13 protein-coding genes are annotated in these 15255 nt (G+C 64.8%); 7 read left to right on the top strand and 6 right to left on the bottom strand.

The annotated features are described in order from the left end of the window. The first annotated feature begins 36 nt into the window (after positions 1 to 36). The 5 genes from AC1DYO_RS13965 to pdeM all read left to right on the top strand — a co-directional run bounded on the left by AC1DYO_RS13965 (position 37) and on the right by pdeM (position 6173). Positions 37 to 1398 carry a leucyl aminopeptidase family protein gene (locus tag AC1DYO_RS13965; RefSeq protein ID WP_477264055.1) on the top strand — a complete coding sequence of 454 codons (1362 nt, stop codon included), beginning with the start codon at positions 37 to 39 and terminating at the stop codon, positions 1396 to 1398. Between the two features lie 70 nt (positions 1399 to 1468). Next, positions 1469 to 1819 carry a MarR family winged helix-turn-helix transcriptional regulator gene (locus AC1DYO_RS13970; protein WP_112393125.1) on the top strand — a complete coding sequence of 117 codons (351 nt, stop codon included), beginning with the start codon at positions 1469 to 1471 and terminating at the stop codon, positions 1817 to 1819. A gap of 27 nt (positions 1820 to 1846) precedes the next feature. Beyond that, positions 1847 to 2707, top strand: a complete 861-nt coding sequence (locus AC1DYO_RS13975; protein ID WP_477264058.1) for a C40 family peptidase — start codon at positions 1847 to 1849, stop codon at positions 2705 to 2707. A 227-nt stretch (positions 2708 to 2934) separates the two neighbouring features. Beyond that, a complete protein-coding gene (locus tag AC1DYO_RS13980; protein WP_477264060.1) occupies positions 2935 to 5460 on the top strand; it encodes a ligase-associated DNA damage response DEXH box helicase in 2526 nt (841 codons plus the stop codon). Beyond that, on the top strand, positions 5457 to 6173 hold the full coding sequence (gene pdeM, locus AC1DYO_RS13985) for a ligase-associated DNA damage response endonuclease PdeM (RefSeq protein WP_477264062.1): 717 nt from the start codon (positions 5457 to 5459) through the stop codon (positions 6171 to 6173). Before AC1DYO_RS13980 ends, pdeM begins: the two co-directional genes overlap by 4 nt. Before the next feature lie 2 nt (positions 6174 to 6175). Here pdeM and AC1DYO_RS13990 read toward each other — a convergent pair whose 3' ends face one another. Beyond that, positions 6176 to 7147, bottom strand: coding sequence for a quinone oxidoreductase family protein (locus tag AC1DYO_RS13990; protein ID WP_477264064.1), 972 nt, complete (start codon positions 7145 to 7147; stop codon positions 6176 to 6178). 94 nt (positions 7148 to 7241) lie between these two features. Between AC1DYO_RS13990 and AC1DYO_RS13995 the strand changes: the two genes are divergently transcribed. Further along, positions 7242 to 8120 (top strand): LysR substrate-binding domain-containing protein, encoded by an 879-nt coding sequence (locus AC1DYO_RS13995; RefSeq protein WP_477264066.1) that lies wholly within the window; start codon positions 7242 to 7244, stop codon positions 8118 to 8120. A gap of 5 nt (positions 8121 to 8125) precedes the next feature. On the opposite strand, the gene AC1DYO_RS14000 is transcribed toward AC1DYO_RS13995, so the two are convergent. The 4 genes from AC1DYO_RS14000 to AC1DYO_RS14015 are packed head-to-tail and all read right to left on the bottom strand — an operon-like array spanning position 8126 to position 13051. Continuing rightward, positions 8126 to 9061: a dimethyl sulfoxide reductase anchor subunit family protein gene (locus AC1DYO_RS14000; RefSeq protein ID WP_477264068.1), complete on the bottom strand. Its 936-nt coding sequence runs from the start codon at positions 9059 to 9061 to the stop codon at positions 8126 to 8128. Positions 9062 to 9066: 5 nt separating this feature from the next. Next, positions 9067 to 9795: a 4Fe-4S dicluster domain-containing protein gene (locus AC1DYO_RS14005; protein ID WP_477264070.1), complete on the bottom strand. Its 729-nt coding sequence runs from the start codon at positions 9793 to 9795 to the stop codon at positions 9067 to 9069. Continuing rightward, the gene (locus tag AC1DYO_RS14010) at positions 9792 to 12722 is read right to left on the bottom strand and encodes a molybdopterin oxidoreductase family protein (protein ID WP_477264072.1); all 2931 of its coding nucleotides are present in this window, start codon (positions 12720 to 12722) and stop codon (positions 9792 to 9794) included. The genes AC1DYO_RS14005 and AC1DYO_RS14010 overlap by 4 nt, the downstream gene beginning before the upstream one ends. Further along, a complete protein-coding gene (locus AC1DYO_RS14015) occupies positions 12719 to 13051 on the bottom strand; it encodes a hypothetical protein (RefSeq protein ID WP_477264185.1) in 333 nt (110 codons plus the stop codon). The genes AC1DYO_RS14010 and AC1DYO_RS14015 overlap by 4 nt, the downstream gene beginning before the upstream one ends. Between AC1DYO_RS14015 and AC1DYO_RS14020 the strand changes: the two genes are divergently transcribed. Beyond that, the gene (locus AC1DYO_RS14020; protein WP_477264074.1) at positions 13001 to 13894 is read left to right on the top strand and encodes a LysR substrate-binding domain-containing protein; all 894 of its coding nucleotides are present in this window, start codon (positions 13001 to 13003) and stop codon (positions 13892 to 13894) included. The genes AC1DYO_RS14015 and AC1DYO_RS14020 overlap by 51 nt on opposite strands. A gap of 4 nt (positions 13895 to 13898) precedes the next feature. On the opposite strand, the gene AC1DYO_RS14025 is transcribed toward AC1DYO_RS14020, so the two are convergent. Next, complete coding sequence (locus AC1DYO_RS14025) at positions 13899 to 15155, bottom strand: Hsp70 family protein (protein WP_477264076.1); 1257 nt, start codon at positions 15153 to 15155, stop codon at positions 13899 to 13901. Positions 15156 to 15255: the final 100 nt, after the last annotated feature.

Consider the following 15255-nt stretch of genomic DNA (forward strand, 5'->3'; position numbering starts at 1 on the left):
GGGGACGACTTGCAAGCCTGCGCCGGAGACCATCGAATGCCCGTCGAACTCGTCGAGACACTAAACACTGCCTTGCCGGTCCATCTGGTCGCGAGGGATGGACTGCAAGCCTTGGGGCTTTCGCTCTCCACGATCGCCTGGGCGGCCGCCAACGGCTTTTCCGGCGAAGCCGGCAGGACACTTGCAGTGCCCGGCGAAGACGGCGCGCTCGCCGGCGCCCTGTTCGGTATCGGCGAAGGCGAGGGCGCGCTGGCCATCGGTGCGCTGGCGAGAGCCCTGCCGGAAGGCGACTGGCACCTTGCCTCGGCGCATGCCGAGCCGGAGCTCGCGGCCATAGCCTTGCTTCTCGGCGGCTATGTCTTCACCCGTTACGGCAAGAAATCAGGCAAGGCGCTACGCTTTGCGCTGCCGCCTGGCGTGGATCCAGGACGTGTCCGCCGCATCGCCGACGGCGTCTTCCTGGCACGCGATCTAGTCAACACGCCGACCAGCGACATGGGGCCGGACGAGTTGGAGAAGGCCGTGCGGACGCTGGCGGCCACTCACAAGGCCGAAGTGTCGGTGATCAGGGGCGATGATCTCCTGAAGCAGAATTTTCCAATGATCCACGCGGTCGGCCGCGCCTCAGTCGGCGCGCCGCGCCTGATCGACATGATTTGGGGACCGGAAGGCGCACCGAAGGTGACGCTGGTCGGCAAGGGCGTCTGTTTCGATACTGGTGGCCTCGACATCAAGCCGTCGTCGGGCATGCTGTTGATGAAGAAGGACATGGGCGGCGCCGCCAATGTGTTGGGCCTTGCCTCGATGATCATGGCCGCCGGACTGAAGGTCCGGCTGCGCGTCCTGATCCCGGCGGTCGAGAATTCGATTGCCGGCAATGCTTTCCGGCCCGGCGATGTGCTGACCAGCCGCAAGGGCATCACCGTCGAGATCGGCAACACCGACGCCGAAGGGCGGCTGGTGTTGGCGGATGCACTGGCGCTGGCCGACGACGAGGAGCCTGAACTGTTGATCGACATGGCAACGCTGACCGGGGCCGCGCGTGTCGCGCTCGGGCCAGACCTGCCGCCTTTCTACACCGGCGATGAAGCGCTGGCGTCCGAACTGGCGGCGGCCTCGGTGGCCGTAGAGGATCCGTTGTGGCGCATGCCGCTGTGGCGGCCCTACGACACCAGGCTGGCGTCGAAGATCGCCGACATCAACAATGTCACCACGGACGGTTTTGCCGGCTCGGTCACCGCGGCGCTGTTCCTCAAACGCTTTGTCGAACGAACAGCGGGTTGGGCGCATTTCGACATCTTCGCCTGGAACCCGTCCGACCGCCCCTACGGCCCTGCCGGCGGCGAGGCGCAAGGCATCCGTGCGCTGGAGCGGATCATTTCGAGGCGTTATGCCTGAGGTCGTAAGGCCTGGCGTACGGCTTCCAAACTGAAACGGAACCGAAACAATTTGCCGTCATGCTCGGGCGATGTCGATTTCGATGCGTCCGAGCCAGGCGATGCGACTGTGGCAGCAGGTGATGCTGTCACAGGTGCGCGATGATGCGCCCGATCTCACCATGCGCCAGACGGCGATCCTGTTCACGATCTATCTCGACCCGCCGCCGCATACGGTGCGCGGCCTGGCAGCCCGCCTCAATGTCACCAAGCCGGTCATCACCCGCGCGCTCGATACGATGGGCGCGCTGAAGCTGGTGTCGCGCCATCGCGATGAGCTCGACAAGCGCAACGTGCTGATCCGGCGCACGGTCGAAGGCGCGCTCTTTGTCGAGCGCTTCGGCGATGGTATTGTTGCCCGGGCCCACGAACTGCCCATCTGACCATTACCCAATAGCTGGATTGCTGATTTGACCGCCAGGGATGCCCGCCTTCACGCCTTCCGTTCCGACCTCGCCGACGCCAGGCTGAAAGGCGAGGTTTCGGCTGATCGCTTTGTCACCGGCCGTCCGGCGCGCATCACTGCCTCCGTGGCCGATATCCGCAAGGCGCCGCGCGGCGACGCTGGCGTCAACACGCAGGTTCTGTTCGGCGACGATGTGCTTGTCTTCGAGGAAGCCGAGGGCTGGGCATGGGTCCAGGCCGAACGCGACGGCTATGTCGGCTACGTCGGCGGCACTATGCTGGGCGCACGCGAGCATGCGCCAACCCATATTGTCGCGGCTCCGCGCACCTTCCTCTATCCCGGCCCGGATCTGCGCTTCCCGATCAGCGGCCAGTTGTCGATGGGCTCGACAGTGACGGTGACGGGTGCTGCCGAGACGCGCGGCACGCACTATGCGCTGCTGTCCTCCGGCGAAGCGCTGATCGCCGGCCATCTGCAGCCGCTCGGTGACGTGGCTGCCGACTACGTCGCGGTGGCTGAGATGTTTCTCGGCACGCCCTATCTCTGGGGCGGCACCTCTGGCTTCGGCATCGACTGTTCGGGCCTGGTGCAGCTGGCCATGCGCATGGCTGGCCAAAATGTGCTGCGCGATTCCGACATGCAGGCGGCAGGCCTCGGCGAGCCGCTCGATCCGGGCCCGGATTTCGCCGGGCTGAAGCGCGGCGACCTGGTGTTCTGGAAGGGCCACGTCGCGATCATGACCGACGCCGAAACGATGATCCACGCCAATGGCCACACCATGCTGGTGTCGCGCGAGGGGCTGAAGGACGCGGTTGATCGCATCGGGTATCTTTATGGCGGGCCAACGGGGTTCAGAAGGCCGTAACGCCAGCTTCCCCTTCTCCCCCTGTGGGAGAAGGTGTCGCCGAAGGCGGCGGATGAGGGGTGTTCCAGGGAACGCCAACGTCTCATTCCGCTGGAGCACCCCTCATCCGTCTCGGCGCTGCGCGCCGATCCACCTTCTCCCACAGGGGGAGAAGGGAAGAGTCTCTCCGATCACCTTTTGTTCCGATTTTCCTTGGCGATTGCGCGCGCTCGCGCTACCCCTTTCGCGTGACCGAGCAGCCGCGCCTTGCCGAACACAATGCCAGCGTCGCCCTGCCCGAACCATTCGTAAGATGGTTCGGCGAGAAAGGCTGGTCGCCGCGCGCCCATCAGATCGAGCTTTTAGCGAGAGCTCAGACCGGGCAATCGGTGCTGCTGATCGCGCCGACCGGCGCCGGCAAGACGCTGGCCGGCTTCATGCCGTCGCTGACCGAATTGGCCAACCGTCCGAGGCGAAAGCCAGGCCAGGCGCATCGCGGCATTCATACTCTTTACATCTCGCCGCTGAAGGCGCTGGCCGTCGACATTGAGCGTAATCTCGGCAAGCCGGTGGAAGAGATAGGCCTGCCCGTCACCATCGAGACGCGCACCGGCGACACGCCCTCGCATAAACGCCAGCGGCAGAAGCTGGCGCCGCCCGACATCCTGCTGACGACGCCCGAGCAACTGGCGCTGCTGATTGCTGCGCCCGATGCCAGGCGCTTCTTCGAGGATCTGCGCTATGTCGTGCTCGACGAGCTGCACTCGCTGGTAATTTCGAAACGCGGCCACCTTCTGGCGCTCGGCCTGGCGCGGCTGCGCACTTACGTGCCCGAACTGCAGACGATCGGCCTGTCGGCAACCGTGGCTGAGCCCGATGAATTACGGCGCTGGCTGGTCGGGCAGAATCCACCGGGCGAAATGGCTGGGCTGATCACCGTCTCCGGTGGAGCCAAACCCGACATCTCCATCCTCGACTCGCGCGAGCGCGTGCCGTGGTCGGGCCATTCGGCGCGCTATGCCACTCCCGAGATCTACGAGGCGATCCAGAAGCACCGCATGACGCTGCTGTTCGTCAACACACGCAGCCAGGCCGAAATGCTGTTCCAGGAACTGTGGCGGGCGAACGAGGACTCGCTGCCGATCGCGCTGCATCATGGCTCGCTCGATGTCGGCCAGCGTCGTCGCGTCGAGAAGGCGATGGCCGACAACGCGCTGCGTGCCATCGTCGCCACCTCGACGCTCGACCTTGGCATCGACTGGGGCGACGTTGACCTGGTCGTCCATGTCGGCGCGCCCAAGGGCGCCAGCCGGCTGGCGCAACGCATCGGCCGCGCCAACCACCGCATGGACGAGCCGTCAAAGGCGATCCTGATCCCGGCCAACCGCTTCGAAGTGCTGGAATGCCGGGCGGCGCTGGACGCCAATTATCTCGGCGCGCAGGACACGCCGCCGCTGATCAATGGCGCGCTCGACGTGCTGTCGCAGCATGTGCTGGGCGTCGCCTGCGGCGCGCCTTTCGACGCTGACCAACTGTTCGAGGAGGTGCGCAGCGCCGCGCCTTATGCCGCACTGGCGCGCGAGACCTTCGACCGTGTCGTCGACTTCGTCGCCACCGGCGGCTACGCGCTGAAGAACTATGAGCGCTACGCCCGCATTCGCCAGACCAAGGATGGGCTGTGGCGCGTCTCCAACCCCCGCATCGCTCAACAATACCGGCTGAATGTCGGCACCATCGTCGAAATGCCCGAGCTCAACGTGCGCTATGTCCGCCAGGGACGCGGAATGGCCGGACGCGGCGGGCCGGTGCTCGGCAAGATCGAGGAGTATTTCGCCGAGACGCTGCGGCCCGGCGACAACTTCCTGTTTGCCGGCAAGGTGCTGCGCTTCGAGGGCATTCGCGAGAACGAGTGCGTGGTCTCCAACGGCGCCGGCGCCAACATCATCGTGCCGTCCTATGCCGGCGGCAAGTTTCCGCTGTCGACCTATCTCGCCGACCAGGTGCGCGGCATGCTGGCCGATCCCCACAAATGGCAGGCATTGCCCGAGCAGGTCGCCGATTGGCTCAGGCTGCAGAAGGAAAAATCGGTGCTGCCGAAGCGCGGCGACCTGCTGGTCGAGACCTTTCCACGCGGCAATCGCCACTACATGGTCGCCTATCCGTTCGAGGGCAGGCTGGCGCACCAGACGCTCGGCATGCTGCTGACACGACGGCTGGAGCGGGCCAATGCGAGGCCGCTGGGCTTTGTCGCCACCGACTATTCGCTGGCGGTGTGGGCGCTCGACGATATGGCGGCCCTGTTCAAAGCCAAGAAGCCGTCGCTGGCCGCTTTGTTCGACGAGGACATGCTGGGCGACGATCTCGAAGCCTGGCTCAACGACAGCTGGATGCTGAAGCGCACCTTCCGTACCTGCGCCGTCATTGCCGGACTGATCGAGAAGCGCTTTCCCGGACAGGAGAAGAGCGGCCGCCAGGTGACCGTGTCGGCTGACCTGATCTACGACGTGTTGCGCAGCCACGAACCCGACCATATCCTGCTGCAGGCAACGCGCACCGATGCATCGGCCGGCTTGCTCGATGTCAGCAGACTTGCCGAGATGCTCTCGCGTGTGCGCGGTCGAATCATGCATAAGCATCTCGACCAGATTTCGCCGCTGGCTCTGCCGGTGATGCTGGAGATCGGCAGGGAATCGGTCAATGGCGGCGCCAACGAGTCCCTGCTCATGGAAGCCGCCGATCTGGTCGAAGAGGCCATGGGCCGAGGTGAGGGATGAATTTTTCGCTGGCGCGCGCAACACTGATCGCCGAGGCCGACATGGTCGGCATCGCCGGCGAGCGCGCGGTCTGCGATCCCCGCGGCGTGCTCTATTTCCCCGATCTGCGGCTGCTCGCGGTCTCCGACCTGCATCTCGAAAAAGGCTCGTCCTTTGCCCGGCGTGGCGCGCTGATCCCTCCCTATGACACCGGCGCGACCTTGCTCCGGCTGCAGGCGGTGATTTCGGACTACCAGCCTTCGATCGTCATCAGCCTGGGCGATTCCTTCCACGATGGCGGCGGCGCCGAGCGTATGCATCAATCCTTCCGCGAGCGGCTGGAAGCGCTGATGGCCGGCCGTGACTGGTTCTGGGTCGCCGGCAACCATGACCCTGAGGCGCCGGCCGACTTGCCGGGCGAAACGGTGCGCGAACTTGCCATCGGCTCGCTGCTGTTCCGGCACGAACCTTCGAAAGTGAGAACCGAGGGCGAAGTCGCAGGCCATCTCCACCCTTGCGCCCGCATCGTCCAGCGCGGCCGCTCGGTGCGGCGGCGTTGCTTTGCCGGCGATGGCGGCCGCATGATCATGCCGGCCTTCGGCGCCTATACCGGTTCGCTCAACGTGCTCGACCGCGCCTATGCCGGCCTGTTCCGTCGCGAGACGCTGATGGCCTACATGCTGGGCGCCGAGCGCATTTTCGCCATTTCCCACGCCATGCTGCGGCCGGGCTGAGATTAAGGCAGGAGCACCGTAGCGCCGGTGGTCTGCCGCGCTTCGAGCCGGCGGTGCGCCTCGGCCACCTCTGCGAGCGGCATGCGGGTGTGCACCGGGATTTTCACCGCACCGCTGAGCACGACGCTGAACAGCTCTTCGCTCATGGCGACAACGTCCTCGCGTTTGGCGAGATGATGGAACAGCAACTGCCAGGTGGCGAACAGCGAGCCTTTCTGCATCAGCAGCATGATGTCGAATGGCGGGATCGATCCCGACGCCGTACCGAAGCTGACGAAGGTGCCGAAGGGCCGCAGGCAATCGAGCGAGGCCGGGAAGGTGGCCTTGCCGACGCCGTCATAAACGACATGGCAGCCGTCGCCGTTGGTGATCTCCTTCACCCGCGCGGCAAAATCCTCTTTGCTGTAGTCGATGACATGGTCGCAGCCATTGGCCAGTGCGAGCTCGGCCTTCTCCGGCGAGCCGACCGTGCCGATGACGATGGCGCCAAGATGCTTTGCCCATTGCGTCAGGATGAGGCCGACGCCGCCTGCCGCGGCATGCACGAGGATGGTGTGGTCCGCCTCGACGCGAAAGGTGCGGCGCAGCAGATATTGCGCCGTGAGCCCTTTCAGCATCATCGCCGCACCCGCCTCGAAATCGATGGCGTCGGGCAGATACACGACGAAATGCGCCGGCACGATGCGCTCCTGCGCATAGGCGCCGAGCGTCTCGACGTAGGCGACACGGTCGCCCGGGGCGAAATCGCTCACCCCCTCGCCGACCGCGATGATTTCGCCGGCGCCTTCATTGCCCGGAGTGAACGGCAAAGCGGGCGGTGCATATTCGCCGGTACGGAAATAGACGTCGACGAAGTTGAGGCCGACCGCCCGGTTGCGGACGCGCACTTCGCCGGGGCCGGGCTGGCCGATGTCGACATCCTCATAGGCAAGCACGTCTGGCCCGCCATGGTGGTGAACACGGATCGCTTTCATGGTTTTCTTCCTCGCGCTGTTCTCTTGAGTGGGAGATAGCGCGCGGCGTGATATCGTTGTAGGCTGATATCGATGACATCAGAGTTCAAACAAAATGATATCTGAACAGATCGGCCTCGACCTTCTTCGCACCTATGTGGCGGTCTGCCGGCAAGGCAGCCTGAGCAGGGTCGCCGCACAGACCGGCAGGACCCAATCGTCACTGAGCATGCAGATGCGCCGGCTGGAAGGTCTGCTCCAACGGCATCTGTTCCAGCGCACCGGCCGCGGTGTTGTAGCGACCGCGGAGGGGGAGCTGTTTCTGGGCTATGCGACGCGCATCCTGGCGCTTGGCGATGAAGCGGTGGCGCGCCTGCAGCAGGCCGCCATCGGTGGCGGCGTGCGCATCGGCCTCGCCGAGGAGGTCACCACCGACGCGCTCTCTGGTGCACTCGGGCGGCTTCATCGCACCTATCCCGACATCAGCCTCGACGCGGTGGTTGAGCACAGCGTCGCGCTGGGGCGGCTCTGGAGCGAGGATGCGCTGGATGTCATGATCGCCCCGACATCGGTCGTAACAGCTGATGCCTTGACGACGTGGAACGTCGAACTGCAGTGGGTCTGCGCCCAGGACTATGTGCTGGATCCGGAGCGGCCGCTCGATCTCGTCGCCTTTGGTGCAACCTGCCCTTGGCGCAGGCGCATGATTGAGGCGCTGGTTGCCGCCGGCCGGCAGCACAGGATCGCTTTGTCGTGCCAGAGCGTCACCGGCTTGCAGGCGGCAATCGAGAATGGGCTGGGCATCGGACTGCTTCCGCCCGAGTCCATTCGCACCGGCTCGATGCGGGTACTGAAGACATCGGCCGGCCTGCCGGAGCCGCTGATCGTTCAATACGGTCTCTACGCGCACGACCGCCGGACTGCGGTCGTCAATGCCGCGCTCGATATCTTGCTTAAGGATTTGCCCGTGGCGCCAGAAGTGCGAGCCGCCTGACCGCGCTACCGGCCGTAATAAAGAGTGACGGTGTGTTTGGCCTCCGCGAAGAACAGCCAGCGTTCGACCAGCATGCCGGCGAACTGGGCGATTGCCGCAAGCACCGACAGGATCGCCGTGAACGGCCAAGGCAGGGCGAATAGAACAGCAAGCAGCAGGACAGGCAGGGCAAAGGCCAGCACCTGCGCAATCAGGCGTAGCTTGGCGCCATGCTTGCGGGCGATGCGAAAGCCCATTTCCTTGAGGAGATAGTTCTCCTCGGTGTGCGGCCATTCCAGCGAGCGCACCGTCCCTCCTGCGAGCCCTGTCGCCGTGTTGGCGGTGGTCGCGATCTCCAGCGCGTCATTGTAGCGCCACGTCGCCAGCTTCCAGCCCCAGCCGAGCAGGGTTAGCAACAGGGCGATGACGGCAATGGTGGTTGAGCCAATGGCGAAAGCCTGCAGCAGCGCGTTGAGCAGCACGCTGCCGGTCATCGCCGAAAAGATGAGATAGCCGGGCAGCGTATAGTTGCTGTGCCACTGCGCGATCGGCTTCAGCGAGGCATAGATCATCCCTGTGGTGCAGACGGTGACGACCGCGCCGACGGCCGCGAGCAGCCCGGCAACAGTCACCCAGCCGCCGCTGCGGCCGAAGACCACCCAGCCAAGGCCGAACAGCCCGGCCGGAATGAAGGTCGCGACCGACGACACGCCCTCGCGCGACAGCCAGGAACTGCGCCATTGCGAGAAGGCGCGCCAGGCGCGTTCGGGGCGGCCGAGATGGGCAGTCGAGGACAATAGGCCGGCGGCGATCAGGCCGAGCGCCAGCCCCATGCCGATGAGACCGAGCCAGAAATCGGTGGGGATGGACCCCAGTCCGCCAAGCACGCCAAGCAGCGCCAGCAGGCCGTAGCCGGCGCCGGTGGCGGTGGTGAAGAAAACGACCGAGGCGGCAGGATGCATGGATGTCAGTTCGAAAGCATGCGGTCGACCCAGCCGAGGAAGCCGCCTTCGGCCTTGACCGGCTCGAGCCTTGGCGCCGCCACCGATGCGGCACGCTGGGCGCGTGGCGGCAGATATTTGTTGGTCGGCTTGTAGCCCAACTCCGGCATCAGGTCGACGCCGCCACGGCTGGCCACCAGTTGCGACACCGCCGAGGCGGGGTCGCCGAGATCGCCGAAATGCCGGGCGCTGGTCGGGCAGGCGGCAACACAGGCCGGCACACGGTCTTCCTCGGCCAGATTGTCGTTGTAGATGCGGTCGACGCACAGCGTGCATTTCTTCATCACGCCGACATCGGTGTCGAACTCGCGCGCGCCATAGGGGCAGGCCCAGCTGCACAGTTTGCAGCCAATGCATTTGCTTTCGTCGATCAGCACGATGCCGTCCGATGCCCGTTTGTAGGAGGCGCCGGTCGGGCAGACGGTGACGCAGGCCGGCGTCTCGCAATGCAGGCAGGAGCGCGGGAAGTTGACTGTGCGCCCGCCCGCTTCGGTCGTGTGCTCGTAGCTGTGCACGCGGTTGAACCAGACGCCGTCGACATCGCCGCCATAGGGGTCGATGTCGGTCAGCGGCGCCATGTGGCCGCCAGTGTTCCATTCCTTGCAGGCGGTGACGCAGGCCTGGCAGCCGACGCAGGTGTCGAGGTCGATGACCAGGCCAAGCTTCTTGTCGGTACGGGCGGGAAGGCAGGTCATTCCACGGCTTCCCTGTTGACGCGGAATTCAGCGCCAAAGCGAAGAATGTCGGGCGAAGGCTCGAAATGCGGCGGTTGGCTGAAACGCTCGAATTGCGGCTCGGTGAAGCCGGCTTCCTCGGCCGCGCATTTGACGATGCGCACGCGCAAATCGAACCACGCCGCCTGTCCGGTGACCGGATCCGAATTCGAATAGCGTTTGCCGTTCGCATCGGCGGATGTCTGGTCGCCGATAATGTGGTTGAGCAGGAAGCCGCGATTGCTCTCGGCCGCATCGTCCTTCAGCCCCCAGCTGCCGCGCCTTTTGCCGATGGCGTTCCAGGTCCACACCGTATCCGCATTGACCCCGTCGATCAGCTTGATCTGCCCCTTCACCCGGCCGTTGATGCTTTCGATCCACACCCAGTCGTCATCGACAAGGCCGAGGTCTGCCGCGGTCTTGTGGTGCACGAACAGGCGGTTCTGGCTGGTGATCTGCCGCAGCCACGCATTCTGCGAACCCCAGGAATGATACATGTGCATCGGCCGCTGCGTCAGCGCATGCAGCGGGTATTTTTCGAGATCGACGGTGGCCTCTTCGAACGGCGTAAACCAGAACGGCAGCGGGTCCATATAGGTCTCGATGCGGTGGCGTTCGCTGTCGGGCGGCTGGACGCGACCATGGCCGCGCGCGGCGAGGCGAAAGCGCTGCATCGGTTCCGAATAGAGCTGGAACACGATTGGCTCGGCCTTGGGGATGAACCCCATCTGCTCCGCGAAGTCGAGATAGGAGCGGTTGGCCATCTTGTAATAGCGCTGGTCGGCGGCAAAATCCTGGTGCCAGAAGCCGCCATTGTCGATGTAGCGCTGCAGCTGGTCCGGATTGACCTCGCCCTTGCCGACGGAAGTGCCGTCCTTGCCGCGCCAGCCGGCGAGTGGGCCGATGCCCGGCGTGCGCTCGTGATTGACGATGTAGTCGGCATAGTCGCGATATTTCGCGGACCCGTCATCTCTGGTGAAGCAGGGCAGGGCGAGCCGGGCGCCGAGCTCGATCAGCACCGATTGGAACGGCCTGACATCGCGGTCGGGCTCGACCACGGGATGGCGGATGGCGTCGCCCGGTCCATCGGCATGGCTGATCGGCCGGTCGAGCAGGCTGATGCAGTCGTGCCGTTCGAGATAGGTGGTGTCGGGCAGCACCAGGTCGGCGAACGGCACCGTCTCGGAGTAATAGGCGTCGGAATAGATGATGAAGGGGATCTTGTAGTTGCCCGCTTCGTCATGGTCGGTCAGCATCGCAATGGTCTCGACGGTGTTCATCGAGGAATTCCACGCCATGTTCGACATGTACATAATCAGCGTGTCGATCGGGTACGGGTCGCCGGCCCAGGCATTGCGGATGACCGTATGCATCAGCCCGTGCGCGGCGAGCGGCGCGTCCCAGGAATAGGCCTTGTCGATACGCAAAGGCGTGCCGGCCTCATCGACCAGCAGATCGTCCGGCCCGCAGACGAAGCCGAGCGGCATGCCGTCCAGCGGCGTCATCGGCTTGACGGTCTTGCCGGCCGGCTTCGGTTCTGGCGGCGCCGAACGCGGGTAGGGCGGCTTGAAACGAAAACCGCCGGGCACGTCGACGGTACCCAGCAGCACCTGCAGCAGATGGATGGCGCGGCAGGAGTGAAAACCGTTGGAATGGGCCGAGATGCCGCGCATGGCGTGCATCGACACCGGCCGCCCCTTGATGGTCTCGTGACGTCTGCCTGCCCAGTCGGTCCACGCCACCGGCAGTTCGATCGTCTGTTCGAAGGCGACATGCGCGAGTTCTGCGGCGATCCTGCGGATCGTATCGGCCGGGACGCCGCACTGAGCCGCGACTGCGTCGGGTGCGTAGCTGTCGCCCATATAGCGGTCGGCGATGAGCTGGAACACCGGCACGCAGCGGCGGCCGGCGACGGTGTAGCTGCCGGTCAGCGCCGGCTTTGCCTCTGGATCGGCTGCGTTGACAGCGGTCTTCGCCACCCTGTCCCAGGCGAGAAGGTTGTTGTCGCCGTCGCGCAGGAAAAGCCCGTCATCAGCCGCGCTCGGCTCCTGGATAACCAGAACATGCGCGTTGGTGTAGCGGAGCAAATAATCGAGATCGACGCGACCCGCCTTCAGCAGTTCGTGGATGAGGGCGAAGACAAACAGGCCGTCCGTGCCCGGCCTGATCCCGATCCAGTCGTCGGCAATCGCATTGTAGCCGGTGCGGCAGGGATTGATCGACACCACCTTGGCCCCACGCGCCTTGAGCTTGCCCAGGCCGATCTTGATCGGGTTGGAATCATGGTCCTCGGCGACGCCGAACAGCATGAAGTACTTCGTGTTGTCCCAGTCGGGTTCGCCGAACTCCCAGAACGAGCCGCCGATCGTATAGAGGCCTCCGGCCGCCATGTTGACCGAGCAGAAGCCGCCATGGGCGGCGAAGTTCGGCGTGCCGAACTGGCTCGCCCACCAGCCTGTCAGCGACTGCGACTGGTCGCGTCCGGTGAAAAAGGCGAGCTTCTTCGGATCGGTCCGGCGGATATTCGACAGCCGTTCGGTCGCAATCGAAAACGCTTCCTCCCACTCGATCTCGCGGAAGTCGCCCGAGCCGCGCGGGCCGCTGCGCAGCAGCGGCTTCTTCAGCCGCGCCGGGCTGTAGTGCTGCATGATGCCGGAGCTGCCCTTGCCGCAGATCACGCCGCGATTGACCGGATGGTCCTTGTTGCCGTTGATGTAGCGGACCTTGCCATCCTTGATGTGCACGTCGATGCCGCAGCGACAGGCGCACATATAGCAGGTGGTCTTGGCGATGCTGTCGGAGACATTGGGCGAGGTGTCGACGCCGTCGCCTTCGTCCGGCGCGCGTGTATCGGCAAGCGGCCGTTGCGACGGTGCGGAATTGGCCCCGCGCGGCGCTCCGTGGTTCATAGGCCCGGCGTGCTTTTGCGGTCCGCGAATTTGGCCCGCGTCTTCGGTCCGGGGCCGCGCATATAATGCTCTTCAGGGTGATAGCGGTCGCCGGCCAGCCGCCGCCTGAGGCCACGGGTCCAATGCGCAAGCAGGGATTTGAACCGCCCGATCATTTTGTTGGCTGCGATCTGTTGGCGAATTTTTTCTAACTTCGGCTGAAAAAGTAGAATAAAGCTATCGATCTGTCTAATCAGTTGTTCTTGTAAATTCGATCGAAATTGGTTCTTAATGGCCGCATGACCCTGGACCAGCTGCGCATTTTCGTCGCCGTTGCCGAGCGCGGCCATATGACCAAGGCGGCGGAGCTTTTGGGCATTTCCCAGTCGGCTGCCTCGGCCGCCATCCGGGCTCTCGAAGAGCAGCACGGCGTTCACCTTTTCAACCGGGTCGGCCGCAACATCGAACTGGCACAAACCGGCCACCGCTTCCTGCCCGAGGCCAAGGCCGTGCTCGAGCGCGCGGCCGCAGCCCGCAATGTGCTGGAACATGTCTCGCAGACGGTCGCCGGCAGTCTCTCGATCGCCGCCAGCCTGACCATTGCCAGCTACTGGCTGCCGCGCCGGCTGGCTTCTTTCCACGAGGCCTACCCGGCGGTGCGGCTGAGCGTCACCATCGGCAACACCAGGCAGGTGGAAGCCAACGTTCTGGACGGCACCGCCGATCTCGGCCTGGTCGAGGGGCGCACCGAATCCGATATCCTTCGCCGCACCAAGGTCGACGTCGACAGGTTGATGCTGGTTGTCGCCGCCTCGCATCCCGAGATCGTCGAAATCGCGCCGGGCCGCCCCGACATAAGGGGGCTGCGCTGGATAATTCGCGAGGGCGGCTCGGGCACCCGCGAAGTGCTGGAGGACTTGGCGCGCCGCGAGGGGATATCGCTCGCCGACCTGCAGATATTTTTGGTGCTGCCGAGCAATGAGGCGGTTCGCCAGGCGGTAGAAGCCGGCGCCGGCGCCACTATCATTTCGGACCTCGTCGTCGGACGGGCCGTGGCCGAGGGCAGCTTGCGGTCAGTGCCAATCGAACTGCCGAAGCGCGACTTCGCCATGATCACCCATCGCGACCGCCAGGCAAGCCTGGCCCAGATGGCACTCAAGGCGCATCTCGGCGCCTCCGCAGATCACGGCTGAGGGATTAGCTGAACTTGCGCTGCGCATCCAGCGCCAGGCCAAGGCCGACCGAGCCGAACATGTCGCCCTCGATGACAGCTGCCTGCGTCACCAGTGACAGGATTTCTCGGCGCGCCAGCGGAATGGCGGTCGAACCGCCGGTCAGGAACACGGCGGTGATGTCGGACGCTCTCACGCCTGCGTCAGTGATCGTCTGCCGCACCGTCGCCGACACCCGCTCGATGTCGGCAGCTATCGTTTCCTCCAAGCCGACGCGTGTGATCTCGGCGGCGAAATGCGCGCCGGGCAGCGCCACGGTCACATCGGCCGAGGCCTGCTCCGTCAGCGCGATCTTGGCCCGTTCGACCAGTCCGGCCAGCGCGTGGCCATAGCGATGCTCGACAATGTGGATGAAGCGGTCGACCAGATCGGCGCGCACGGCCTCGAAGCGGATCTGCCTCAGATGCGTCATTGCCTTGGCGGTGTAGACCAGGTTGATGCGCTGCCACGTCGCCAGGTCGATGAAATAGCTCGCCGGTAGATTGCGCTTGCCGTCTTTCGTCGGCGTCAGATAGCCGAGCTTGGGCATGACATGGGCGATGCTGAGCAGCCGGTCGAAATCGGTGCCGCCAATATGGATGCCGCGGTTGGCGAGGATGTCGTCCTTGCGGTCGCTTGAGCGGGCGCGTTGCGGCGAAACCCGCACGATCGAGAAGTCGGACGTGCCGCCGCCCATGTCGACGATCAGCGCCAGTTCCTCGCGCGCCACACCCTGTTCGTAATCGAGCGCCGCCGCGATCGGTTCGAACTGGAAGGCGATGTGTTTGAAGCCTTGTGCGCGCGCCGCCCTTTCGAGCTCGCCTTGCGCCTTTGCGTCGGCTTCCGCATCGTCATCGACAAACTGCACCGGGCGACCGAGCACGATGCTCTCCACCGGAGCGCCGGCATCTTCTTCAAGCCGCTTCTTCAGATGGCCGACAAACATGCCGACAATGTCGATGAAACCGATCTGGCGCGCCTTGATGCGCGTCTTCTCATGCGCCAGCGAACTGCCGAGCACACTCTTCAGCGACCGCATCAGCCGGCCTTCGATGGCGTCGGTGTAGTCGGCAATCGCGCGGCGGCCGAAATAGGTGTGGCCGTCCTCGAAGTTGAAGAACACGGCACTTGGCAATGTCGGCTGTTCACCTTCCAGCGCCACGAGTCGTGCCTGGCCATTGCGGATCACACCCACCGTCGAATTGGACGTGCCGAAATCGATGCCGCCAAATGCCTGGTGCATTGCAGCCTCCCTGTCATTGGGTCGTCGCGGTGGCAGGCGTCGCAAGGCGCGCGCCGTCCAGAGGCCTGACCGTTCTGCTGAATGATTGTGCGTGTTACCC

The organism is Mesorhizobium sp. P2_F5 (genome assembly GCF_056403715.1).